General features: G+C 63.9%; 18 protein-coding genes, 1 tRNA gene and 1 pseudogene. 8 read left to right on the forward strand and 12 right to left on the reverse strand.

What is annotated here, in order from left to right; translation table 11 throughout:
* Nucleotides 1–87 precede the first annotated feature (87 nt).
* Genes ACAZ03_RS13805 through ACAZ03_RS13815 form a run of 3 tightly spaced genes read left to right on the forward strand, consistent with a single transcriptional unit; the run spans nt 88 to nt 880 of the window.
* Complete coding sequence (locus ACAZ03_RS13805) at nt 88–366, forward strand: hypothetical protein (RefSeq protein ID WP_373354461.1); 279 nt, start codon at nt 88–90, stop codon at nt 364–366.
* Nucleotides 367–423: 57 nt separating this feature from the next.
* Nucleotides 424–615: a hypothetical protein gene (locus ACAZ03_RS13810; RefSeq protein ID WP_373354463.1), complete on the forward strand. Its 192-nt coding sequence runs from the start codon at nt 424–426 to the stop codon at nt 613–615.
* Nucleotides 608–880, forward strand: a complete 273-nt coding sequence (locus tag ACAZ03_RS13815; protein WP_373354465.1) for a type II toxin-antitoxin system RelE/ParE family toxin — start codon at nt 608–610, stop codon at nt 878–880. Before ACAZ03_RS13810 ends, ACAZ03_RS13815 begins: the two co-directional genes overlap by 8 nt.
* Before the next feature lies 1 nt (nt 881).
* Here ACAZ03_RS13815 and ACAZ03_RS13820 read toward each other — a convergent pair whose 3' ends face one another.
* Entirely contained in the window at nt 882–1,166 is a 285-nt protein-coding gene (locus ACAZ03_RS13820; protein ID WP_373354467.1) for a GlsB/YeaQ/YmgE family stress response membrane protein, read from the reverse strand.
* A gap of 91 nt (nt 1,167–1,257) precedes the next feature.
* Here ACAZ03_RS13820 and ACAZ03_RS13825 point away from each other — a divergent pair, with 91 nt between their 5' ends.
* Entirely contained in the window at nt 1,258–1,761 is a 504-nt protein-coding gene (locus ACAZ03_RS13825) for a YdcF family protein (RefSeq protein WP_373354469.1), read from the forward strand.
* Nucleotides 1,762–2,017: 256 nt separating this feature from the next.
* Nucleotides 2,018–3,433 (forward strand): alcohol dehydrogenase catalytic domain-containing protein, encoded by a 1,416-nt coding sequence (locus ACAZ03_RS13830; protein ID WP_373354470.1) that lies wholly within the window; start codon nt 2,018–2,020, stop codon nt 3,431–3,433.
* An 80-nt stretch (nt 3,434–3,513) separates the two neighbouring features.
* Here the strand turns inward: ACAZ03_RS13830 and ACAZ03_RS13835 are convergent, their stop codons facing one another.
* Both ACAZ03_RS13835 and ACAZ03_RS13840 read right to left on the reverse strand, forming a co-directional pair.
* Nucleotides 3,514–4,368, reverse strand: coding sequence for an ABC transporter permease (locus ACAZ03_RS13835; RefSeq protein WP_373354472.1), 855 nt, complete (start codon nt 4,366–4,368; stop codon nt 3,514–3,516).
* Nucleotides 4,365–5,357 (reverse strand): ATP-binding cassette domain-containing protein, encoded by a 993-nt coding sequence (locus tag ACAZ03_RS13840; RefSeq protein WP_373354474.1) that lies wholly within the window; start codon nt 5,355–5,357, stop codon nt 4,365–4,367. The genes ACAZ03_RS13835 and ACAZ03_RS13840 overlap by 4 nt, the downstream gene beginning before the upstream one ends.
* An 84-nt stretch (nt 5,358–5,441) precedes the next feature.
* Here ACAZ03_RS13840 and ACAZ03_RS13845 point away from each other — a divergent pair, with 84 nt between their 5' ends.
* A complete protein-coding gene (locus ACAZ03_RS13845) occupies nt 5,442–6,323 on the forward strand; it encodes a TetR/AcrR family transcriptional regulator (RefSeq protein ID WP_373354475.1) in 882 nt (293 codons plus the stop codon).
* 90 nt (nt 6,324–6,413) lie between these two features.
* Nucleotides 6,414–6,489: transfer RNA gene (locus tag ACAZ03_RS13850), tRNA-Ala, on the forward strand.
* A gap of 490 nt (nt 6,490–6,979) precedes the next feature.
* Here the strand turns inward: ACAZ03_RS13850 and ACAZ03_RS13855 are convergent.
* The 9 genes and pseudogenes from ACAZ03_RS13855 to ACAZ03_RS13895 form a co-directional block, all read right to left on the reverse strand.
* A pseudogene (locus ACAZ03_RS13855) lies at nt 6,980–8,011 on the reverse strand (recombinase family protein); the annotation flags it as partial.
* On the reverse strand, nt 8,008–8,358 hold the full coding sequence (locus ACAZ03_RS13860) for a hypothetical protein (RefSeq protein ID WP_373354477.1): 351 nt from the start codon (nt 8,356–8,358) through the stop codon (nt 8,008–8,010). The gene ACAZ03_RS13860 and the pseudogene ACAZ03_RS13855, both read right to left, overlap by 4 nt.
* A gap of 134 nt (nt 8,359–8,492) precedes the next feature.
* Nucleotides 8,493–9,299 (reverse strand): hypothetical protein, encoded by an 807-nt coding sequence (locus ACAZ03_RS13865; protein ID WP_373354479.1) that lies wholly within the window; start codon nt 9,297–9,299, stop codon nt 8,493–8,495.
* Nucleotides 9,299–9,541, reverse strand: coding sequence for a hypothetical protein (locus ACAZ03_RS13870; protein ID WP_373354481.1), 243 nt, complete (start codon nt 9,539–9,541; stop codon nt 9,299–9,301). The genes ACAZ03_RS13865 and ACAZ03_RS13870 overlap by 1 nt, the downstream gene beginning before the upstream one ends.
* Nucleotides 9,538–10,980, reverse strand: a complete 1,443-nt coding sequence (locus tag ACAZ03_RS13875; protein ID WP_373354483.1) for a type IV secretory system conjugative DNA transfer family protein — start codon at nt 10,978–10,980, stop codon at nt 9,538–9,540. The genes ACAZ03_RS13870 and ACAZ03_RS13875 overlap by 4 nt, the downstream gene beginning before the upstream one ends.
* Entirely contained in the window at nt 10,977–11,285 is a 309-nt protein-coding gene (locus ACAZ03_RS13880; RefSeq protein WP_373354485.1) for a hypothetical protein, read from the reverse strand. The genes ACAZ03_RS13875 and ACAZ03_RS13880 overlap by 4 nt, the downstream gene beginning before the upstream one ends.
* Complete coding sequence (locus ACAZ03_RS13885; RefSeq protein ID WP_373354486.1) at nt 11,282–11,656, reverse strand: hypothetical protein; 375 nt, start codon at nt 11,654–11,656, stop codon at nt 11,282–11,284. The genes ACAZ03_RS13880 and ACAZ03_RS13885 overlap by 4 nt, the downstream gene beginning before the upstream one ends.
* 3 nt (nt 11,657–11,659) lie before the next feature.
* A complete protein-coding gene (locus ACAZ03_RS13890; protein WP_373354487.1) occupies nt 11,660–12,178 on the reverse strand; it encodes a hypothetical protein in 519 nt (172 codons plus the stop codon).
* 11 nt (nt 12,179–12,189) lie between these two features.
* Nucleotides 12,190–13,401, reverse strand: a complete 1,212-nt coding sequence (locus tag ACAZ03_RS13895) for a hypothetical protein (RefSeq protein WP_373354488.1) — start codon at nt 13,399–13,401, stop codon at nt 12,190–12,192.
* Between the two features lie 92 nt (nt 13,402–13,493).
* On the opposite strand from ACAZ03_RS13895, the gene ACAZ03_RS13900 reads away from it, so the two are divergent.
* Nucleotides 13,494–14,603, forward strand: a complete 1,110-nt coding sequence (locus tag ACAZ03_RS13900) for a hypothetical protein (protein ID WP_373354490.1) — start codon at nt 13,494–13,496, stop codon at nt 14,601–14,603.
* The last annotated feature ends 6 nt before the right edge of the window (nt 14,604–14,609 follow it).

Genomic DNA, 14,609 nt, shown 5'->3' on the forward strand with positions numbered 1-14,609 from the left:
GGCAAGGCGCCCCAACTTTCCCTTAGGGAAAAGACTGTCCCCCTTTTAACGTTTCGTTAAGAATCGTTAACGCCCTCGGGGGACAGAATGCCGCGCAACACCGTGTTCCTGGCCCTGGGCGCCGTCGCCCTGGCCGGTTTCTTCTTCGGCTCGCCCCCTGCACCCGTCGCCCAGACGCAAACCCAGCTCGCCCAATCCCAGTGCGACCCGAATTATCGCGGCGCCTGCGTGCCTATCGCCTCAGACGTCGATTGCGCCGGCGGCTCCGGCAATGGCCCGGCCTATGTGCGCGGCCCTGTGACCGTCGTAGGGCGCGACATCTATGATCTGGACAGGGACGGCGACGGGATCGGGTGCGACCGCTAGGCTGCCGCGCCGCGCCATGCTAGATTGGCCCGCATGAACGCCCGGCTCCAAACCCTGATGACCGATGCCGCCGCCCTCCCGGACGGCGCGCAGTCGGATCTGGCCGAGATTGTCGAAGGGTTCCTAGCGGCCCATGCCGGCCCCTTGCCCTTTGATCCGGCCGAACTGGCGGATCTGCGGCGGCGCGAAGCGGCGCCTTTCGATCCGGCGGCCCCGGCAGACGTGAGCCGCGCGCTCCGGCGTGGCTGACATCCGCTGGTCGCGGGAGGCGCTGGCGGACCTCATCGCGCAGACGGACGAGCTTGAAAGCCAGAACCCGCAGGCAGCCAGAAGACTGCTACAGGACGTCCAGCGCCTTGCCGATCACCTCGCGCAATTTCCCGCGCTTGGCCGGGCCATAGATGGCACCGGCCTGCGCGTCCTCCTGACGCGATCCTACAGATATCGACTGGTTTACCGGGTGGCCGGCGACGCCGTGGAGGTCATCGCCGTCCTGCACCCGCGGCAGGCGTGACTCACACGTCCCGCCGTCCCCCCTTCACCGCGCGCACGATGGCCAACACGATCACGGCGCCGACGATCCCCGCCAGCAGCACGACCAGGATGCCGCCCGCCGCCAGTGCCGTGACGCCCACGGCCGCGAGGATGAACGGTGTTGCCAGTGCCGCCAGCACGCCGACGGCCATGTAGAGGCCCTTGTCGCGGCCCGCGACGAGGCCGGCAAGCCAGCCGGCGACGAGGCCGATGAGGGCCAGGATGATCAGCATGAAGATGCCGATGCCTTGCAGTAGCTCTTCCATCTCACTCTCCCGTGATTGCAGAGCCTTAACCCCGCCGGCCCCCCGGCGGTTCCCTCTTTCCTCCGCGCGCCGGCTCCGTCACGCTTCCGCCATGCGCATCGCCCTTGTCCTCGGCTCGGCCAACTGGCCCGACGGCCCCTCCCCCAACCTCCTCCGCCGCGCCCGCCATGGCGCGCGGCTCTGGCGGGAGGGCAAGGTCGATGCCGTCCTCGGCACCGGCGGCGTGGGCAACGGCGCCGCGAGCGAGGGCGCCGCCATCGCGGCGGTGCTGGCGGCGGAGGGCGTGCCCGCTCACGCCATCCACAAGGAGGAGGCGGCGCGGACGACGATGGAGAACATCGCCTTCTCCCTGCCCCTCCTCCAGATGCTCGGCGCCACCGAGGTGCTCATCGTCACCGACGCGCCGCATTGCCCGCGCGCCGTGATGACGGCCCGGGCGCATGGGCTGCCCGCCCGCGCCGCGCCCCTGCCGCTAAAGGGCGCGAGCCCCCGGGCGCAGGTCCGGCTCGCCCTGCGCGAGCTGGTGGCGCTGCCCGGCTATCGCTGGCGGCTCTGGCGCGAACCGCCGCACCGCCCATACGTCACAAAACGTTGACAGACTCGGCGAGCGGCTCCTACGCTTCGTATAGAGAAACTTTTTTCGTCTAGCGAAAAGGGTGGGGCTGCGAGTGGAGGCGCGGCCCGGACGTCCCCGCAGACGCAAAGGATTCGGTCAGCACCCTCGAGGAGGAAACGGGGCGCTGGCCGAAAGGCCGCCAGGCGGCCGATCCCGGGAGGAGGAGGGCGGCGGCCTCCGGGCCGCCGCCAGCGGCGACCTGCCGTGCTCCCGGTTCATGAAACGGGAGGATATCATGGACGACCACACCCAACGGCCGGACTCCGGCCTGCCCCAGGCGGAATCCGCGCCATCTGCGGAGCACACCACCCCCGATCTCGGGCTTGCCCCCAAGTCGGGCATCTCGCGCCGCTCGATGCTCACCAGCGGCGCCATCGGCATGGCCGGCGCCGGCCTCGCCACCCGCGCCGCCGCGCAGGACGAGCCGGCGAGCCCGGCCCTCGCCTCCGGCTCCGTCGAGGGGCAGGAATTCCGCGCCTTCGTGCGCTACGGCACCGGCTCCGAGATCATGGATCTGAAGCTCAACGCCATCGCCCCGCGGCAGGTGGTGGTGCGCTGCACCGCCTCCATCGGCTGCTACACCGTCACCCGCTCGGTGCTCGGCGGGCAGGACCTCGCCACGCCGACGATCCCCAACCACTCCGGCTTCGGCGTGGTCGAGGCGGTCGGCTCCGAGGTGCGCCGCGTGAAGGTCGGCGACCGGGTGCTCGTCTCCGGCTCCACCGAATGCGGGCATTGCTACCAGTGCCTGCACGGCAATCCCGAGGCCTGCGACTGGCTGGCGCCCTACCAGAACGAGCCGGTGGCGCAGATGGCCGACGGCACAGGGGTCATCGAGAGCGCCCAGGTCGGCGGGCTCTCCGAGCTCATGGTGGCGTGGGAGGCCTATTGCGTGCCCTGCTACACCGACCTGCCGGACGAGCAGCTCTGCATGCTCGGCGACACCTTCGGCGTCGGCGTCACGGTGACGGCGATCCATGCGCCGGTGACGGCGGGCTCCGATGTGGTGATCTTCGGCGCCGGCTGCATCGGCCTCTCGGCCACGCAGGGCGCCCGCGCCCGGGCGGCGGGGCAGATTATCGTCATCGAGCCGATCCCCTACCGCCGCGAGCGGGCGCTCGAATACGGCGCGACGACGGTCATCGACCCCAATGTCGACCCCGACGGGATCGTCGAGCAGGTCCGCGCGCTCTGCAGCGGGCCGTCGGAGAATATCGACGCCGGCGGCCGCACGCCGCGGGGCTTCTTCCAGAGCCGCGGCGGCGATTTCGTCATCGAATGCGTGGGGGGCGATCTCTTCCCGCCGACCGAGGTGGCGGGGCCCGACCCCTCCGGCATCCTGCCGCTCCGGCAGAGCTGGGAGGTCACGCGCGGCGGCGGCTATCTGACGCTGCTCTCGGCCTTCCAGTATTCCGACATCTCCTTCCCCTCGACGGAGTTCTGCCTCTCCACCCGCACCGTCTACGGCGGGCAGATGGGCGGGCAGCATCCGCTGCGGGACAATCCCCGCATCATCAAGATGATGGAGCGCGGCTATGTCGATGCGGGCTCGCTCATCACGGCGCGCTACGGGCTGGAGGGGATCGTCGAGGGCTTCCAGGGCGTCGCCGACCGGCGGGAACTCGGGGTGATCTTCAACCCGAACGCCTGACATGACGGAGGGGGGCGACGCCGCCCCCCTCGCTTTTCTGCAAATGAGCGGAGGGCAGACGGCCCCCCGCCCCTGCCCGCTCAGCCGTTCCGCCGGGCGCCGAAGCGCCAGACGGCGACGCCGAGCCCGGCCACGGTCAGCACCGTGCACCAGATCAGCGAGCCCGCCACCGGGTGCAGCAGCATCCAGCTCGCATCCGCCGGGATCGGGTTCGGGTTGCCGAAGAGATCGCGCAGCGCCGCGACGACCGGCGTCACCGGGCTCCAGTCCGTCACCAGCCGCACCACGGCGGGCATCCCGTCGATCGGCACGAAGGCGTTGGAGGCGAAGGTCAGCGGGAAGATGACCAGAAAGCCGATGGCCTGCGCCGCGTTCTGGGTCCGCACCGAGAGGCCCAGGCCCGCGCCGAGCGCGATCATCGCGAAGGAGAAGTAGATCATCAGCGCGAAGCCGCCGAGCGCCGGGCCGAGCCCCGCTTCGGGCGACCAGCCAATCAGCAGGCCGCAGAGCGCCATGACGACGATGCCGAGCAGCCCTTCGATCATCTCGCCCGCCGCCCGGCCGACCAGGATCGACAGAGACGAGATCGGCAGCACGCGGAAGCGGTCGATCACCGCCTCGCCGAAATCGGTGACGATGCCGGTGGCGGTCGACACGCAGCGGAAGGCCAGCGTCTGGATGAAGATCCCCGCCATCAGGAACTCGCGGTAGTTGCCGCTGTCGCCGACGTCGATGGCCGAGCCGAAGATATAGCCGAAGAGCAGCACGAACATGAGCGGCTGCAGCGTCACGTCGAGCAGCTTCTCGGGCACACGCGGGATGTGCTGCAGGTCGCGGGCCATGAAGACTCCGATCTCGTCGAGCATCTTCATGATGCCCCGGCGCGTGGCGGGCCGTGTGGTGGTGTGGGTGGCGGTTTGCGTCGTGCCGGTCATTCTGCAGGCTCCAGGCTGGGGGCCGGCTCGGCCGTCGCGGGCCGGCCGGTCAATTCGAAGAAGACGTCGTCCATGCTCGGCCGCAGGACGCTGACGGCGTCGAGCGACAGGCCGGCGCCCGCCAGCGCCTCGACGAGGCGGGCCGTCCCGGGCAGGTCCTTGAGCGGGACGATGAGCTGCGGGCCCCGGCGGAAGGCCGGGCCGGCGGCGAAGGGCGCGGCGAGCTCTCTCAGCGCCGCCTCGGCCCCTTCCCCCTCGCCGAGGTCCACGGCCAGAGAGGCCCGCCCGACCCGCGCCTTGAGGGCGGAGGGCGTGCCCTCTGCCACCACGCGGCCATGGTCGATGACGGCGACGCGCTCGGCGAAGGTGTCGGCCTCTTCCAGGTATTGCGTCGTCAGGAGCACCGTGGTGCCGCCCTTCGTCATGTCGGCGATGATCTCCCAGGTCGCGGCGCGGCCCGAGGGGTCGAGCCCGGTCGTCGGCTCATCGAGGAAAAGGACGGGCGGCGCCACCACCAGCGAGGCGGCGAGGTCGAGCCGCCGGCGCATCCCGCCGGAGAAACTTTTGATCGGCTTGCGGCCCGTGGATGCGAGGTCGAAGCGCTCGAGCAGCTCGTCGGCCCGGGCCCTGGCGTCGCGCGGGCGCAGTCCGTGGAGCCGGGCGATCATGACGAGGTTCTGCCGGGCGGAGAGCAGCTCGTCGACGCTGGCATATTGCCCGACGAGGCCGATGTTCCGCCGCACCATGGGCGCGGCGCGCACCACGTCATGGCCGGCGACGAAAGCGGTGCCCTCATCGGGCGTCAGCAGCGTCGTCAGCATCCGCACGGTCGTCGTCTTGCCGGCGCCGTTGGGGCCGAGAAGCCCGAAGACCGAGCCGCGCGGCACCGAGAGCGAGATGCCGTCGGCGGCGCGGTTGGATCCGAAGCTCTTGCCGAGCCCCCGCGCCTCGATGGCGAGCGCGGGATCGGGAGGGGAGGAGGATGTCATGAGGAAGAACTCCGCAGGTGGGCTTGCCCTCTCGGGCGCGCCGTTGGTACGATGTACGAAGCGACCTAATGGTACGGTGTACGAATGTCAAGGATCCCTTCCGACCCCGCGCTCCGCGCGCGGATGCAGGCGCTGACGGAGGCCATGCAGGCCGAGGGGCGGGCGATGCGCGGCGGCGATGTCGTCGCCGGAATGCGCCGCATGATGGCTCTGAGGGACGAGATGCATGCGCTCCGCGCCGAGATCGCCGCGCAGGATGCCGCCACCCGCCAGAGCGCCCGCGCCGGCCGTGGCGGGCGGCCGCAGCTCGATCGCGCCAGCATCGCCGCTGCCGCGCTCGCCATCGCCGATGCGGAGGGGCTGGAGGCGGTCTCGATGCGCCGTGTGGCCCAGGCGCTCGGCGCCGGCACCATGTCGCTCTACCACCATGTCGCCACGAAGGAGGCGCTGCTCGGCGAGATGTCTGACCGGATCATGAGCGAGGTGCTTCTGCCGGCGGAGGCCATGACGGGGCTCTGGCGGCAGGACCTGCGGCTGATCGCCCATGCGACCCGCGCCAGCTTCACCGCCCACCCCTGGGTGCTGACGGAGCGGCCGCCCGGCCCGTCGGGGCCGAATGCCATGGCGCATTTCGAGCAGAGCCTCGCCGCGCTCGCCGCGGTCGACATGCCCCTCGCCGACCGGCTGACGCTCATCGCCACCGTCGACAATTACGTCTTCGGCCATTGCCTGCGCGCCGGGATGGAGCGGGGCGGCCCGCCCGCGGAGGAAGAGCTCGATGCCCGCGCCTTCGCCGGCATCGCCGAAGACGGCGCCCATCCCGAATTCGCCCGGCTCATCGCCCGCGAGGGGGCGGAGGCCTTCTTCAGGCAGCTCACCCTCTCGACCCGGGCCGAGGCGATCTTCGAGGAGGGGCTCGGCCTCATCCTCGACGGCGCCGCCCGCCGCTTTTCGCTGCCGGATTGAGGGGGAGAGAGGCGCGGGCAGGCCCCGGCGCGAATGCCGCCCTGCGGTGCTTGACACCACCCCCGCGCTCGCCCTATCAGCACCCGGTCTGGGGCCGTAGCTCAGTTGGGAGAGCGCGTCGTTCGCAATGACGAGGTCAGGGGTTCGATCCCCCTCGGCTCCACCATTCTTCTTTTTTCCATGTTTTTGCCTCCTAAGGCCCTGAACGGTAACGATAATTCGGGGGTTCGAAACCCTGTATCTCGGTCGTAGGCTAGACCCTCGGTGAAGGCCAATCGGAGCACCGTCTGCTGTAGTGGAAGCTGGCGGGTTTCCCATAGTTTCGAAGGGTTTGCGAGGAAGTCGAGCGCGAGTTCGAACGTCTCCCGGTAGCTACGCTTCGGCTTGCCCATTTCGGCGAGTTTGTCAGCGAGGAGACGTTTCTCGTCCTCCAGCTTTTCGACGCGGCGCTCCAGCGCTGCAGAGACAGTGCATGACTCCGTTTCGACGATCCGGTCGAGCAGTTGTTCGATGGATGCATCAATACGCTTCAGGTCCATCTTTAGGTCGCCACCGAGGGAGTTGGCTTGTGCCAACCGCATTTCCCAGGCGGCTCGGAACATCTCCTTGACGCAGGCGAATAAGGCGGGGGTTGGCTTGAGGGTACGCAGGACATCCTCGAATGAATCCTCGATATCCGCGCGGCGGATGGATTTGCGCTTTTCATCGCAGTCCTTACGCACGCACAGGTAGTAAGGGTGCTTCTTGCCGGTCTTGCTCTTGGACCAGCAGGCGCTCATGGGATTGCCGCAGCACCCACAGCGCACGAAACCCCGCAACGGGAAGTCGGCGCTGAAATCCTTGCGGATCGCGGCAACGGGCTTGTCGTCGAGCCGCTCCTGCACCTTCTTCCAGGTCTCGTAAGAAGTCAGCGCTTCGTGCTTGCCGGGGTGGAGGCGGATGCCCCACTTCTCAACATCAATCAATCCGGCATAGAGGGGCCGGCGCAGCGTCTCTGCCACGAGTGTGAAGCGCACCTCGCCATGCCGGTCGCGCGGGGTCGAAGGGAAGCTTTCGAAGAACTGCTTCACCTCCGAGATGGATTGGAAGCGGCCCGCGGCATAACCTTCGAGAGCTTCGCGAACGATAGAGGCGTTCGGCTCGTCCGGCACTAGCATCTTGCCGTGGCCAGGCACCTTCTCGTAGCGATAGCCCAAGACGGGAGCGAAGATGTAATAGCCCGCGAGGACACGGGCCGTCATCTTCTGCACCACCTGGCGGCCGTTCTGCTGGCGTTCCAGCTCCCCCTGCGCAGCCATGATGGTCTCGATGAAACGCCCTTCGGGCGTGTCTTCGAACTTGAAGTTCAGACATTCAACGCGGGCATTGCGAGATGTCAGCTCCCGCCGCAGCTTGATATGAAACTCTGTATCGCGGGCGAACCGCTTGAGGTCGTCGAAGATGACCGCGTAAGGCTTGCCGTCCTGCGCATCGAGATAGCTGAGCAGCGCCACCAGGCCGGGGCGCTTCATGAAGTCGCCTCCCCCCGACGCATCGTCGGGGAAGACTGCCTCAACCTGGTATCCCTTCGAGATCGCGTAGTCGCGGCAGCGGGCCTCCTGGCTATCGAGACCATGGCCATGGATGGCCTGCTTGGTGCTCGACACCCGGCAATAGATAATCGCTCTGGTTACTTCGTCCTCGCTCATCGGTGCCGCCCTTCATCGCCTGTTGGCAAAACGTGCCGCCGGGCGCGATCGTGATCCTCATGGTCAAACCCCGAGCTCAGTCTAGCACCGGAGGCCGGCAGGTCGCTCAGCATTTTGGCTAGGTCGAGGACTTGTCCCCCATCTTTTACTACCCGATCTTGCGGCGCGATGCCGAAGCCAAGATCGACAAAGGCAAGGATGATAGACCAAAGTGTTTCGATGAATTCGCGCTTCTGATCCTCGCTCAAATCGGACTGTTCGAGGTGATGGCCAAAAGTCGTCCAGTCGAAGGCGATACGCGGTTCAGGAGGGGGAATGGCAGAGCTAATATTGGTGGGGCTGGTCATGGCGGTTTTGTCTTTCTATTCTGTCTGGTTCTTTCTCCCTCTTGGGAACAATGGGAGAACATAATAGGCATAAATTCCTAGATTTGGCAAAGTCTTTATTTGATTATCCTCGCTTCATCGAATTGAACCCTACTTCAAAGAATTGATTGCTTGGGTGCTCTCCGATCGCCCCCGGAGCGGCGCTCGGAGACTTGGGCAAAGGCTTTCCGAGCCATGCCATCAACCTGATCCCGTTCATGGGCGCGAGTGATCAGGGCTTCGATTTCACCGCGCTCCGATGCTTCCAATCCTCGCAGATCGCGCTCATGAGCCTGCTTTACGATGGCATGAGCCTCCCGCGTGATATCTTTTGCGCTCGTGCCGCTGCCAGCAGGTCTCGGCGATGATGGCGTGAAGTCGGCATGACGGTTTAATAGCTCAGCGCGCTGGGTATCGACCCGCGCATGATATTCCTCGTGGTATCTGCCGATCATCTTCTCTCGCGCATCGGCAAAGCGTTCCTTGATATCGCGTAGGTCCTGCCAGTCCTCGGGCTTACGAACCTGGCGTTCTTCGAACCGCAGGACCGCTTCGTGAAAGACTTTGCTGAGTTCCCGGTCGATAAAGTCGGACACGTCAATTCTCCTCCGGTGCGCCAATATTTGCTTTCGGTAAGGCTGTTTCGGTATCCTGATTTCATGGTTGTATTTCAGGACATTCAGGACGTCGAAGAGTGGTTGGAGCCGCTGGGCTACATCGCGTTTTGGGAAGCGGTCAGGCCCTATCATCTGAACCTGCAGGATCGCGATCACTGCGACGAGCTGATCGCGAGCGGAAAGGTTGACCCCACCCTGATCCTCGACGGGCTTAAGTATCTTGCCGTCGTTGAGATGCGCGTGGCTTTCGGTTTGACGGATCGCATAACCGAGCCGCTGGCTGCGCAAAGCCTGGCGTCCATCCACTAGCCAGCCTCCTTGAAGAAGCGGAACCAGCCGCATTTGCCGTTGCTTGCAGCAACGGTATGGACGCCGGTCCAACCGATGAAGGTGCAGGATGTGTAGGTGCGATCGGCGAGTGGGTCCCAGCGGGCACCGTTGTCGAGGAACATGTAGCTGGCGATGATGTGCGGTGTGCCCCAAGTGGCATAGATGCCGTAAAGGCCGAGCGGCAGCAGGACCCAGAGGAAGAGCGCGACCACCCTCATGACTCAGCCTCTGTCGGCAACGGAAAGCGCAGCTTCGGATCGGACGGCAAGCGTCCCCCTTCGAGAGGATTGGCAGCCACCAGGTCGCAATAGGGCGCGATATTGTTCTGACTGATCTTGTCGGCGACGAAGAACCCGACCCCCTTCACGTGGATCAGTTGCTGATGGGCGGGCATCGCCATGAGCTCGGCGGGCGACATCCATTTCTGGCGGATCAAGCTCCAGTTAGTCTGCAACCGGAAGCTTTCGGAATCGGCACCCAGCCCTTGCTGCACGGCGTGCTGCTCGCCCATCATGTCGCTGACGAGCTTGGCCTCAGTGAACCCAGAGAAGCCAAACCACTGCTTGACGATGGCGTTCTCTTCGATCGTCTCGACGGCGTGTTTGCCAAGCTTCTTTTCGATCTCGGAACGGGACTGGGCGATGTTGTGGGCTTCGGTCCCTCCGAACGCCCTGAGGGTTGTCAGCGCGTCCACATACGGCTTCAGAGGCGCGTTGGTGACTTCCTCTCCGATCAGAGTAAGCCCGCCCGCCTTGCGATAGAGAGCGTTGATGAAGCCCATCAGGTGGAGGGCGTAGTATGGCCCCAGACGGCTCATATGCGCCTGCGGGCCAACCAGGAAGATCACGGCGCGCTTCTGGATCAGCTCAAAATGCGTTGTTGTGGCGCCGATACCGACTTTGTTGAGACGGGTGCCGATGGCGAAGATGCGAAGCGCGTTTTCCGCCGCCTCGCAGTGCTGTGGCCAGTGCTCGTGGCGGGTCATACCGAGGATGTTTCGAGCCAGCACCCGCAGCATGCCTTCACCCTCGGCAGCTTCGATTTCAGCAAAATTTGCAAGCATCATCGGGTCGCTCAGGACTTGCCAGACACCGCCAGGCGTGGCGAGCTTCGGATTTCGCTTGAGAAGCATCAGGGTAACGAACTCGACCAGCAACCGGGGCCAGCTCCTGAAGTACCGGTTTCGAGCGTCGTCCTGCGGCTCTTCGATCATCGAGTGGGTGAAGAGCTCATTCGCATAGAGCAGGTCGTCGGGCGCGTTGAGGTAGGTATCGACTACGGCTGAAATCGGGTTGATGGACACACGGTGCCGGTAGTCGGCTGGAAAGACCCCCATGTCGTCAATAACCGCGACGGGAAGCCCGAGGTCCGCGATCATATCCGCCGATTGTGCCGCGAGTTCACCGTCCTTGGAATCTGTCAGGAGGATGGCGCTTCGGGAAGTGGAGGACAGAAGCGAGAAGAGCCAGACGTTCGACCCTGCGGTCGTTTTCCCTCCGCCGTTGGCGGAAAGAAGGAGGGAATGCCCCTTAGGGGCGAAAATCGGCTCGCCAGTCTGGGGAACCAGTCCAATCAGACGCTTCCCCACTGGATCGACCTCGTTGACGAAAGGCTTACGCCCGGAAGCGAAGCGGCGCTTTCGAAAAGGTAAACTCATCGGATCATCCCCCGCTTGCGCAGGTCATCCTCGCTCGCCAGATGGTCGGCGCGCGGGACGCCGCCCATCCGCTTCATGCGGGCGAGCTGACGGCTACGGGAGAAGAAGCGCCACAGATGACGCATGCCGTCCAGAACTTGCAAAACGCCGGTCAGGCCGACCAGCACGGCGAAGATATATAATTGCCACCATTCCTTGGTGACATTGGACCAGGCCAACCACGCCGCGCCGAGACACAGCGTCCCCAGCGCGAAATGGGCGTTAATCTTGAGGATGGCGCGCCATTCGGGATTACGTTCGATCATGACCGCGCCTCCTTCTTGGCGCGATCCGACGCTTCGAGGATCTGGGGCCGCATCCGGTTGAGGTGACGGTAGGTCCCCATCACGGAGTCCGAAAGCTTGGAGCCTCGGAGGTCCCGGCTGACCAGTGTGAGCTGACCGATGCAGAGCCCGCCGGTCACCGCTAGTCCAATGACCGCCAGTGCGGTCTTGATCTCACCAGGGTAGAGGATGTCGGCAAAAGACCAGGCGAACCCGCCAAGCATCGTGGCGACTATCAGCCCCGCGGCAAAGAACGGCCTCCGCGTGGATATAACTGACAGGTCTTCTAGCCGATATGAATCATTGTGGGTATGCAGGGCGGATGGGCCGATAAAGAGCTTGCCAAAGATCATGGCTCAGCCCTCCATCCGGCAGGCAGGCGAATGCAGAGCGCGGCTCAGCGCCGCCTCTCGTTCCCGGACTTCGATCGGAGTAAAGAGCCGCCCCGAGGCGGCATAGAGCGCCAGCTCAAGCCGGTTCTCTTCGACATACACGGCTTGCGCGCAGGAGCAGCTGTCAGACACTCTGGTGAGTGTTCGCTCTACACGAGCAGTCTTTTCGGAATTCTGAAGACGCTCGGCCCCGCCGATGATGATGGCAGGATCGGGAATATATCGACACAGCTGCGCCAAGTCCGGATCGCCGGCCGTCAGCATGGCACAGAGGCCCGGCACATCGGGAAGCTGCGGTGCCGGCGTGCGCACGGATTCGATTTCGGAGGCAACGCCGGCCTCACACTTCAGCAGCCAACCATCACGGGCCATCTCCCGGGCGGCTATCTCCGGGCCAGCCCACACCCAGGTGAAGGCGGCGCAGGCCGCCCCCACGATCATCGTCGTGCCGCCGATCGGCAGGGCCGAAATATCGAATGGCATCTTCGTACCCCTCAGCGCCGAGCGGAAGCTTGCTGAACTCTCTTGGCCTCGACTTCCTGCACGAGGCGAGCGGGCGGCAGCGTCACGAGAGACTCAAAGCTGTTGGGGTCAGGGTCGTCTGGCTCCCTCGGGTTCTCCTGCTGGACCCGGCCGAGCAGCGTCGTGAAGGTGTAGAACCAAAGGCACAGCGGGAAGATTAGCTCAATCACGGCGACGATCATCGCCAGCGGCAGGAAATGTCCCATCCAGGCGAAGGTGTCGGTCACACCAGTCTTGGCCGGCAGGTGCGGTCGAGATACGTCGATAGTGTCTTCCCGTACAATCGCCGCGCCAAGTGCGCCGGCATGTCGCTGCATGATCGCAGAGAGGTTTGCGCTCGCCCTGTCCCGGTCAGGAATGTTCGCCCCGCTGGCGAGCTGCGCTGCAAAACCCTGCAGCGTTGCCGTGGGGGCGGATTGCTCCAACTGGGTCAGCAGCCGAGAGATTTCCGACATGTCTGCTTGAAGTGCCGCTCGCCTCTGGTTTGATGAAAGCGAGGGATCGTCCAGCGCATCTGTGAAGTCTGCTTGCTTGTCAGCCAGAGCTTCAAGCGCGACGGAGACATCGCGCCCGGAGCGTTCAACTTCGGAGAGAACAGCAGCCGCAGCCAAGCTTTTCAGCTGCGCTTCCCGGTAGACGGGGCCGGTTCCGCCGATGCCGGACTCGTTCAGGCATCCAGCATCAAACTCGCACTGCGCCGTCGCAGTGAGATCGGACGTGATGGCCCGGACCAGAGGCACCGCATCCATGCTTCGCCTCGCCTCGGCCTGGGCTATGTCAACATAATCAGCATACTCACTTGCAAACTCCTGAAGCCGGAGCTGGTCGACCTCGCTGCGCGTGAAACCGGCGTAGGTGGCACCGAACATTCCGGCACCGACAACCACGATCGAAGCAACACTTACTAAGCCGGCTCCGGGAGCCCCCAGGGCAGCCTGGAGGGTTCCTTTCTCCACTGCGAGACGCGTAGTGCCGTAACTGACACCCGCTCCGGTCAAGCCGATGAGAACGATCTTGCCCCAGTCGAGCGCTGTCGCCGGTTCCAAGAGGCCCGGCAAGGCCGCGCCTAACATGAGCCCCGACCCGAAAGACAGTCCGGCAGCCAAACGCGTCGCGATTGGCTCCTTTGATCGACGGCTCATCGGCTTTAAGGTGGCATTGGAGAATGCTTCGTTCTGTGTCACTCGTTTCGCTCCTCAAGTAACTTTGCCCGCCGCTACGCTACGAGCCCGAAGACCCAAGCAAGCTGAACTTCCAAGAGAAGAGCACGAGGACGATGACCGAGCGCGCAAAGTCCGTTTGCATTCCCGGAAACGCAAAGGGATTTAGCGTTCTTGATGGCGGCCAAGGCCGCTCATTCCCGATGGCGTGGCAAAACGTCTGCCGAGACCTTCTAGAGTTCTACCGGAAGACCAAACAGGAGACGCTGCACAGAAAGCGCGTGGGATGGACCGCGATCCGCGACGACATCATGGCTAAATTCGATGAGAGGCGGCCTGACGGAAAGTTGCAGCGCGATCCAATGCTAACCCGGCAAGATTTGGAAGCATGGCAAAGGGGTGTGAAATTATCAAACGTCAAATTCCAATACATCGACATATTTGCTAGATCGCTCCTAATGGACCCCCGATATGACAGCTTCTCGACAGAGGCCATCCAGAGCAGAGATGCCGCAGTGTTGGAATCATTGTCGAACATTTATTTGCCGAGGACTGGAAATACCTCATCCGCACAAATAGTCAGGGAAACCCTTTCGGGGATAGCAATCACGGAAGCGCTTGAGGATACATGGTTTCGCCACATCGCCATACAGCCTCTCTATGAGAGCTCAGGCATTTTCAAGGCAATCTTTGCGTATATCCCTGAGAAAATATCTGATTTCAGGAGAGCCCATTTTTCAGAGGTAGTCTTCTTCGAAGGCTACATAATTCCAATAGATGCACCTATGGAGTCTAATGTCTTAGCGGCCCTCGCAGATCAAGATTTGGAAATAACAACAGCGAGTTGCTTGGTAAAGCTAACCAGGGCAGAGTTTAAGGGGAGTCAGGCGTTCGGTCATGCCGACGGCATGATCTCATTAAGCAGGCTCATCTCAGGCGAAGAGACGATCTTGGCGGGCGAGGTCCGTTATCCCAGCCCTATTCTTCGACCTTCAATAGTCACAGAAGATATTGATAGCCGATATCATGAGGCTAAAGAAGAGGAGAAACTTGGAACAAAAAGGACATCGCGTACCTCTCAATCAATCGCAGAAATTTGGAAGGACGAGAGTGACCACGACTTTCTTGAGACTTTCAGGTGGAACGCCAATATTGCTCCGGCAGAGATGTATGAAGTTATTCTTGGCGAATTATTTTCTCAATGTTATAAAGGATACCTATTTTGAGGAATG

Source organism: Pseudoroseicyclus sp. CXY001, assembly GCF_041714655.1.
In the GTDB taxonomy this organism is placed as follows: domain Bacteria; phylum Pseudomonadota; class Alphaproteobacteria; order Rhodobacterales; family Rhodobacteraceae; genus Pseudoroseicyclus_A.

What these genes read in the sequence shown, in the direction of transcription:
- ACAZ03_RS13805 (WP_373354461.1), top strand. Translation starts at nt 88, where the DNA reads ATGCCGCGCAACACCGTGTTCCTGGCCCTGGGCGCCGTCGCCCTGGCC.
- ACAZ03_RS13810 (WP_373354463.1), top strand. Translation starts at nt 424, where the DNA reads ATGACCGATGCCGCCGCCCTCCCGGACGGCGCGCAGTCGGATCTGGCC.
- ACAZ03_RS13820 (WP_373354467.1), bottom strand. Translation starts at nt 1,166, where the DNA reads ATGGAAGAGCTACTGCAAGGCATCGGCATCTTCATGCTGATCATCCTG.
- ACAZ03_RS13825 (WP_373354469.1), top strand. Translation starts at nt 1,258, where the DNA reads ATGCGCATCGCCCTTGTCCTCGGCTCGGCCAACTGGCCCGACGGCCCC.
- ACAZ03_RS13830 (WP_373354470.1), top strand. Translation starts at nt 2,018, where the DNA reads ATGGACGACCACACCCAACGGCCGGACTCCGGCCTGCCCCAGGCGGAA.
- ACAZ03_RS13835 (WP_373354472.1), bottom strand. Translation starts at nt 4,368, where the DNA reads ATGACCGGCACGACGCAAACCGCCACCCACACCACCACACGGCCCGCC.
- ACAZ03_RS13840 (WP_373354474.1), bottom strand. Translation starts at nt 5,357, where the DNA reads ATGACATCCTCCTCCCCTCCCGATCCCGCGCTCGCCATCGAGGCGCGG.
- ACAZ03_RS13845 (WP_373354475.1), top strand. Translation starts at nt 5,442, where the DNA reads ATGTCAAGGATCCCTTCCGACCCCGCGCTCCGCGCGCGGATGCAGGCG.
- ACAZ03_RS13860 (WP_373354477.1), bottom strand. Translation starts at nt 8,358, where the DNA reads ATGACCAGCCCCACCAATATTAGCTCTGCCATTCCCCCTCCTGAACCG.
- ACAZ03_RS13870 (WP_373354481.1), bottom strand. Translation starts at nt 9,541, where the DNA reads ATGAGGGTGGTCGCGCTCTTCCTCTGGGTCCTGCTGCCGCTCGGCCTT.
- ACAZ03_RS13875 (WP_373354483.1), bottom strand. Translation starts at nt 10,980, where the DNA reads ATGAGTTTACCTTTTCGAAAGCGCCGCTTCGCTTCCGGGCGTAAGCCT.
- ACAZ03_RS13880 (WP_373354485.1), bottom strand. Translation starts at nt 11,285, where the DNA reads ATGATCGAACGTAATCCCGAATGGCGCGCCATCCTCAAGATTAACGCC.
- ACAZ03_RS13885 (WP_373354486.1), bottom strand. Translation starts at nt 11,656, where the DNA reads ATGATCTTTGGCAAGCTCTTTATCGGCCCATCCGCCCTGCATACCCAC.
- ACAZ03_RS13890 (WP_373354487.1), bottom strand. Translation starts at nt 12,178, where the DNA reads ATGCCATTCGATATTTCGGCCCTGCCGATCGGCGGCACGACGATGATC.
- ACAZ03_RS13900 (WP_373354490.1), top strand. Translation starts at nt 13,494, where the DNA reads ATGACCGAGCGCGCAAAGTCCGTTTGCATTCCCGGAAACGCAAAGGGA.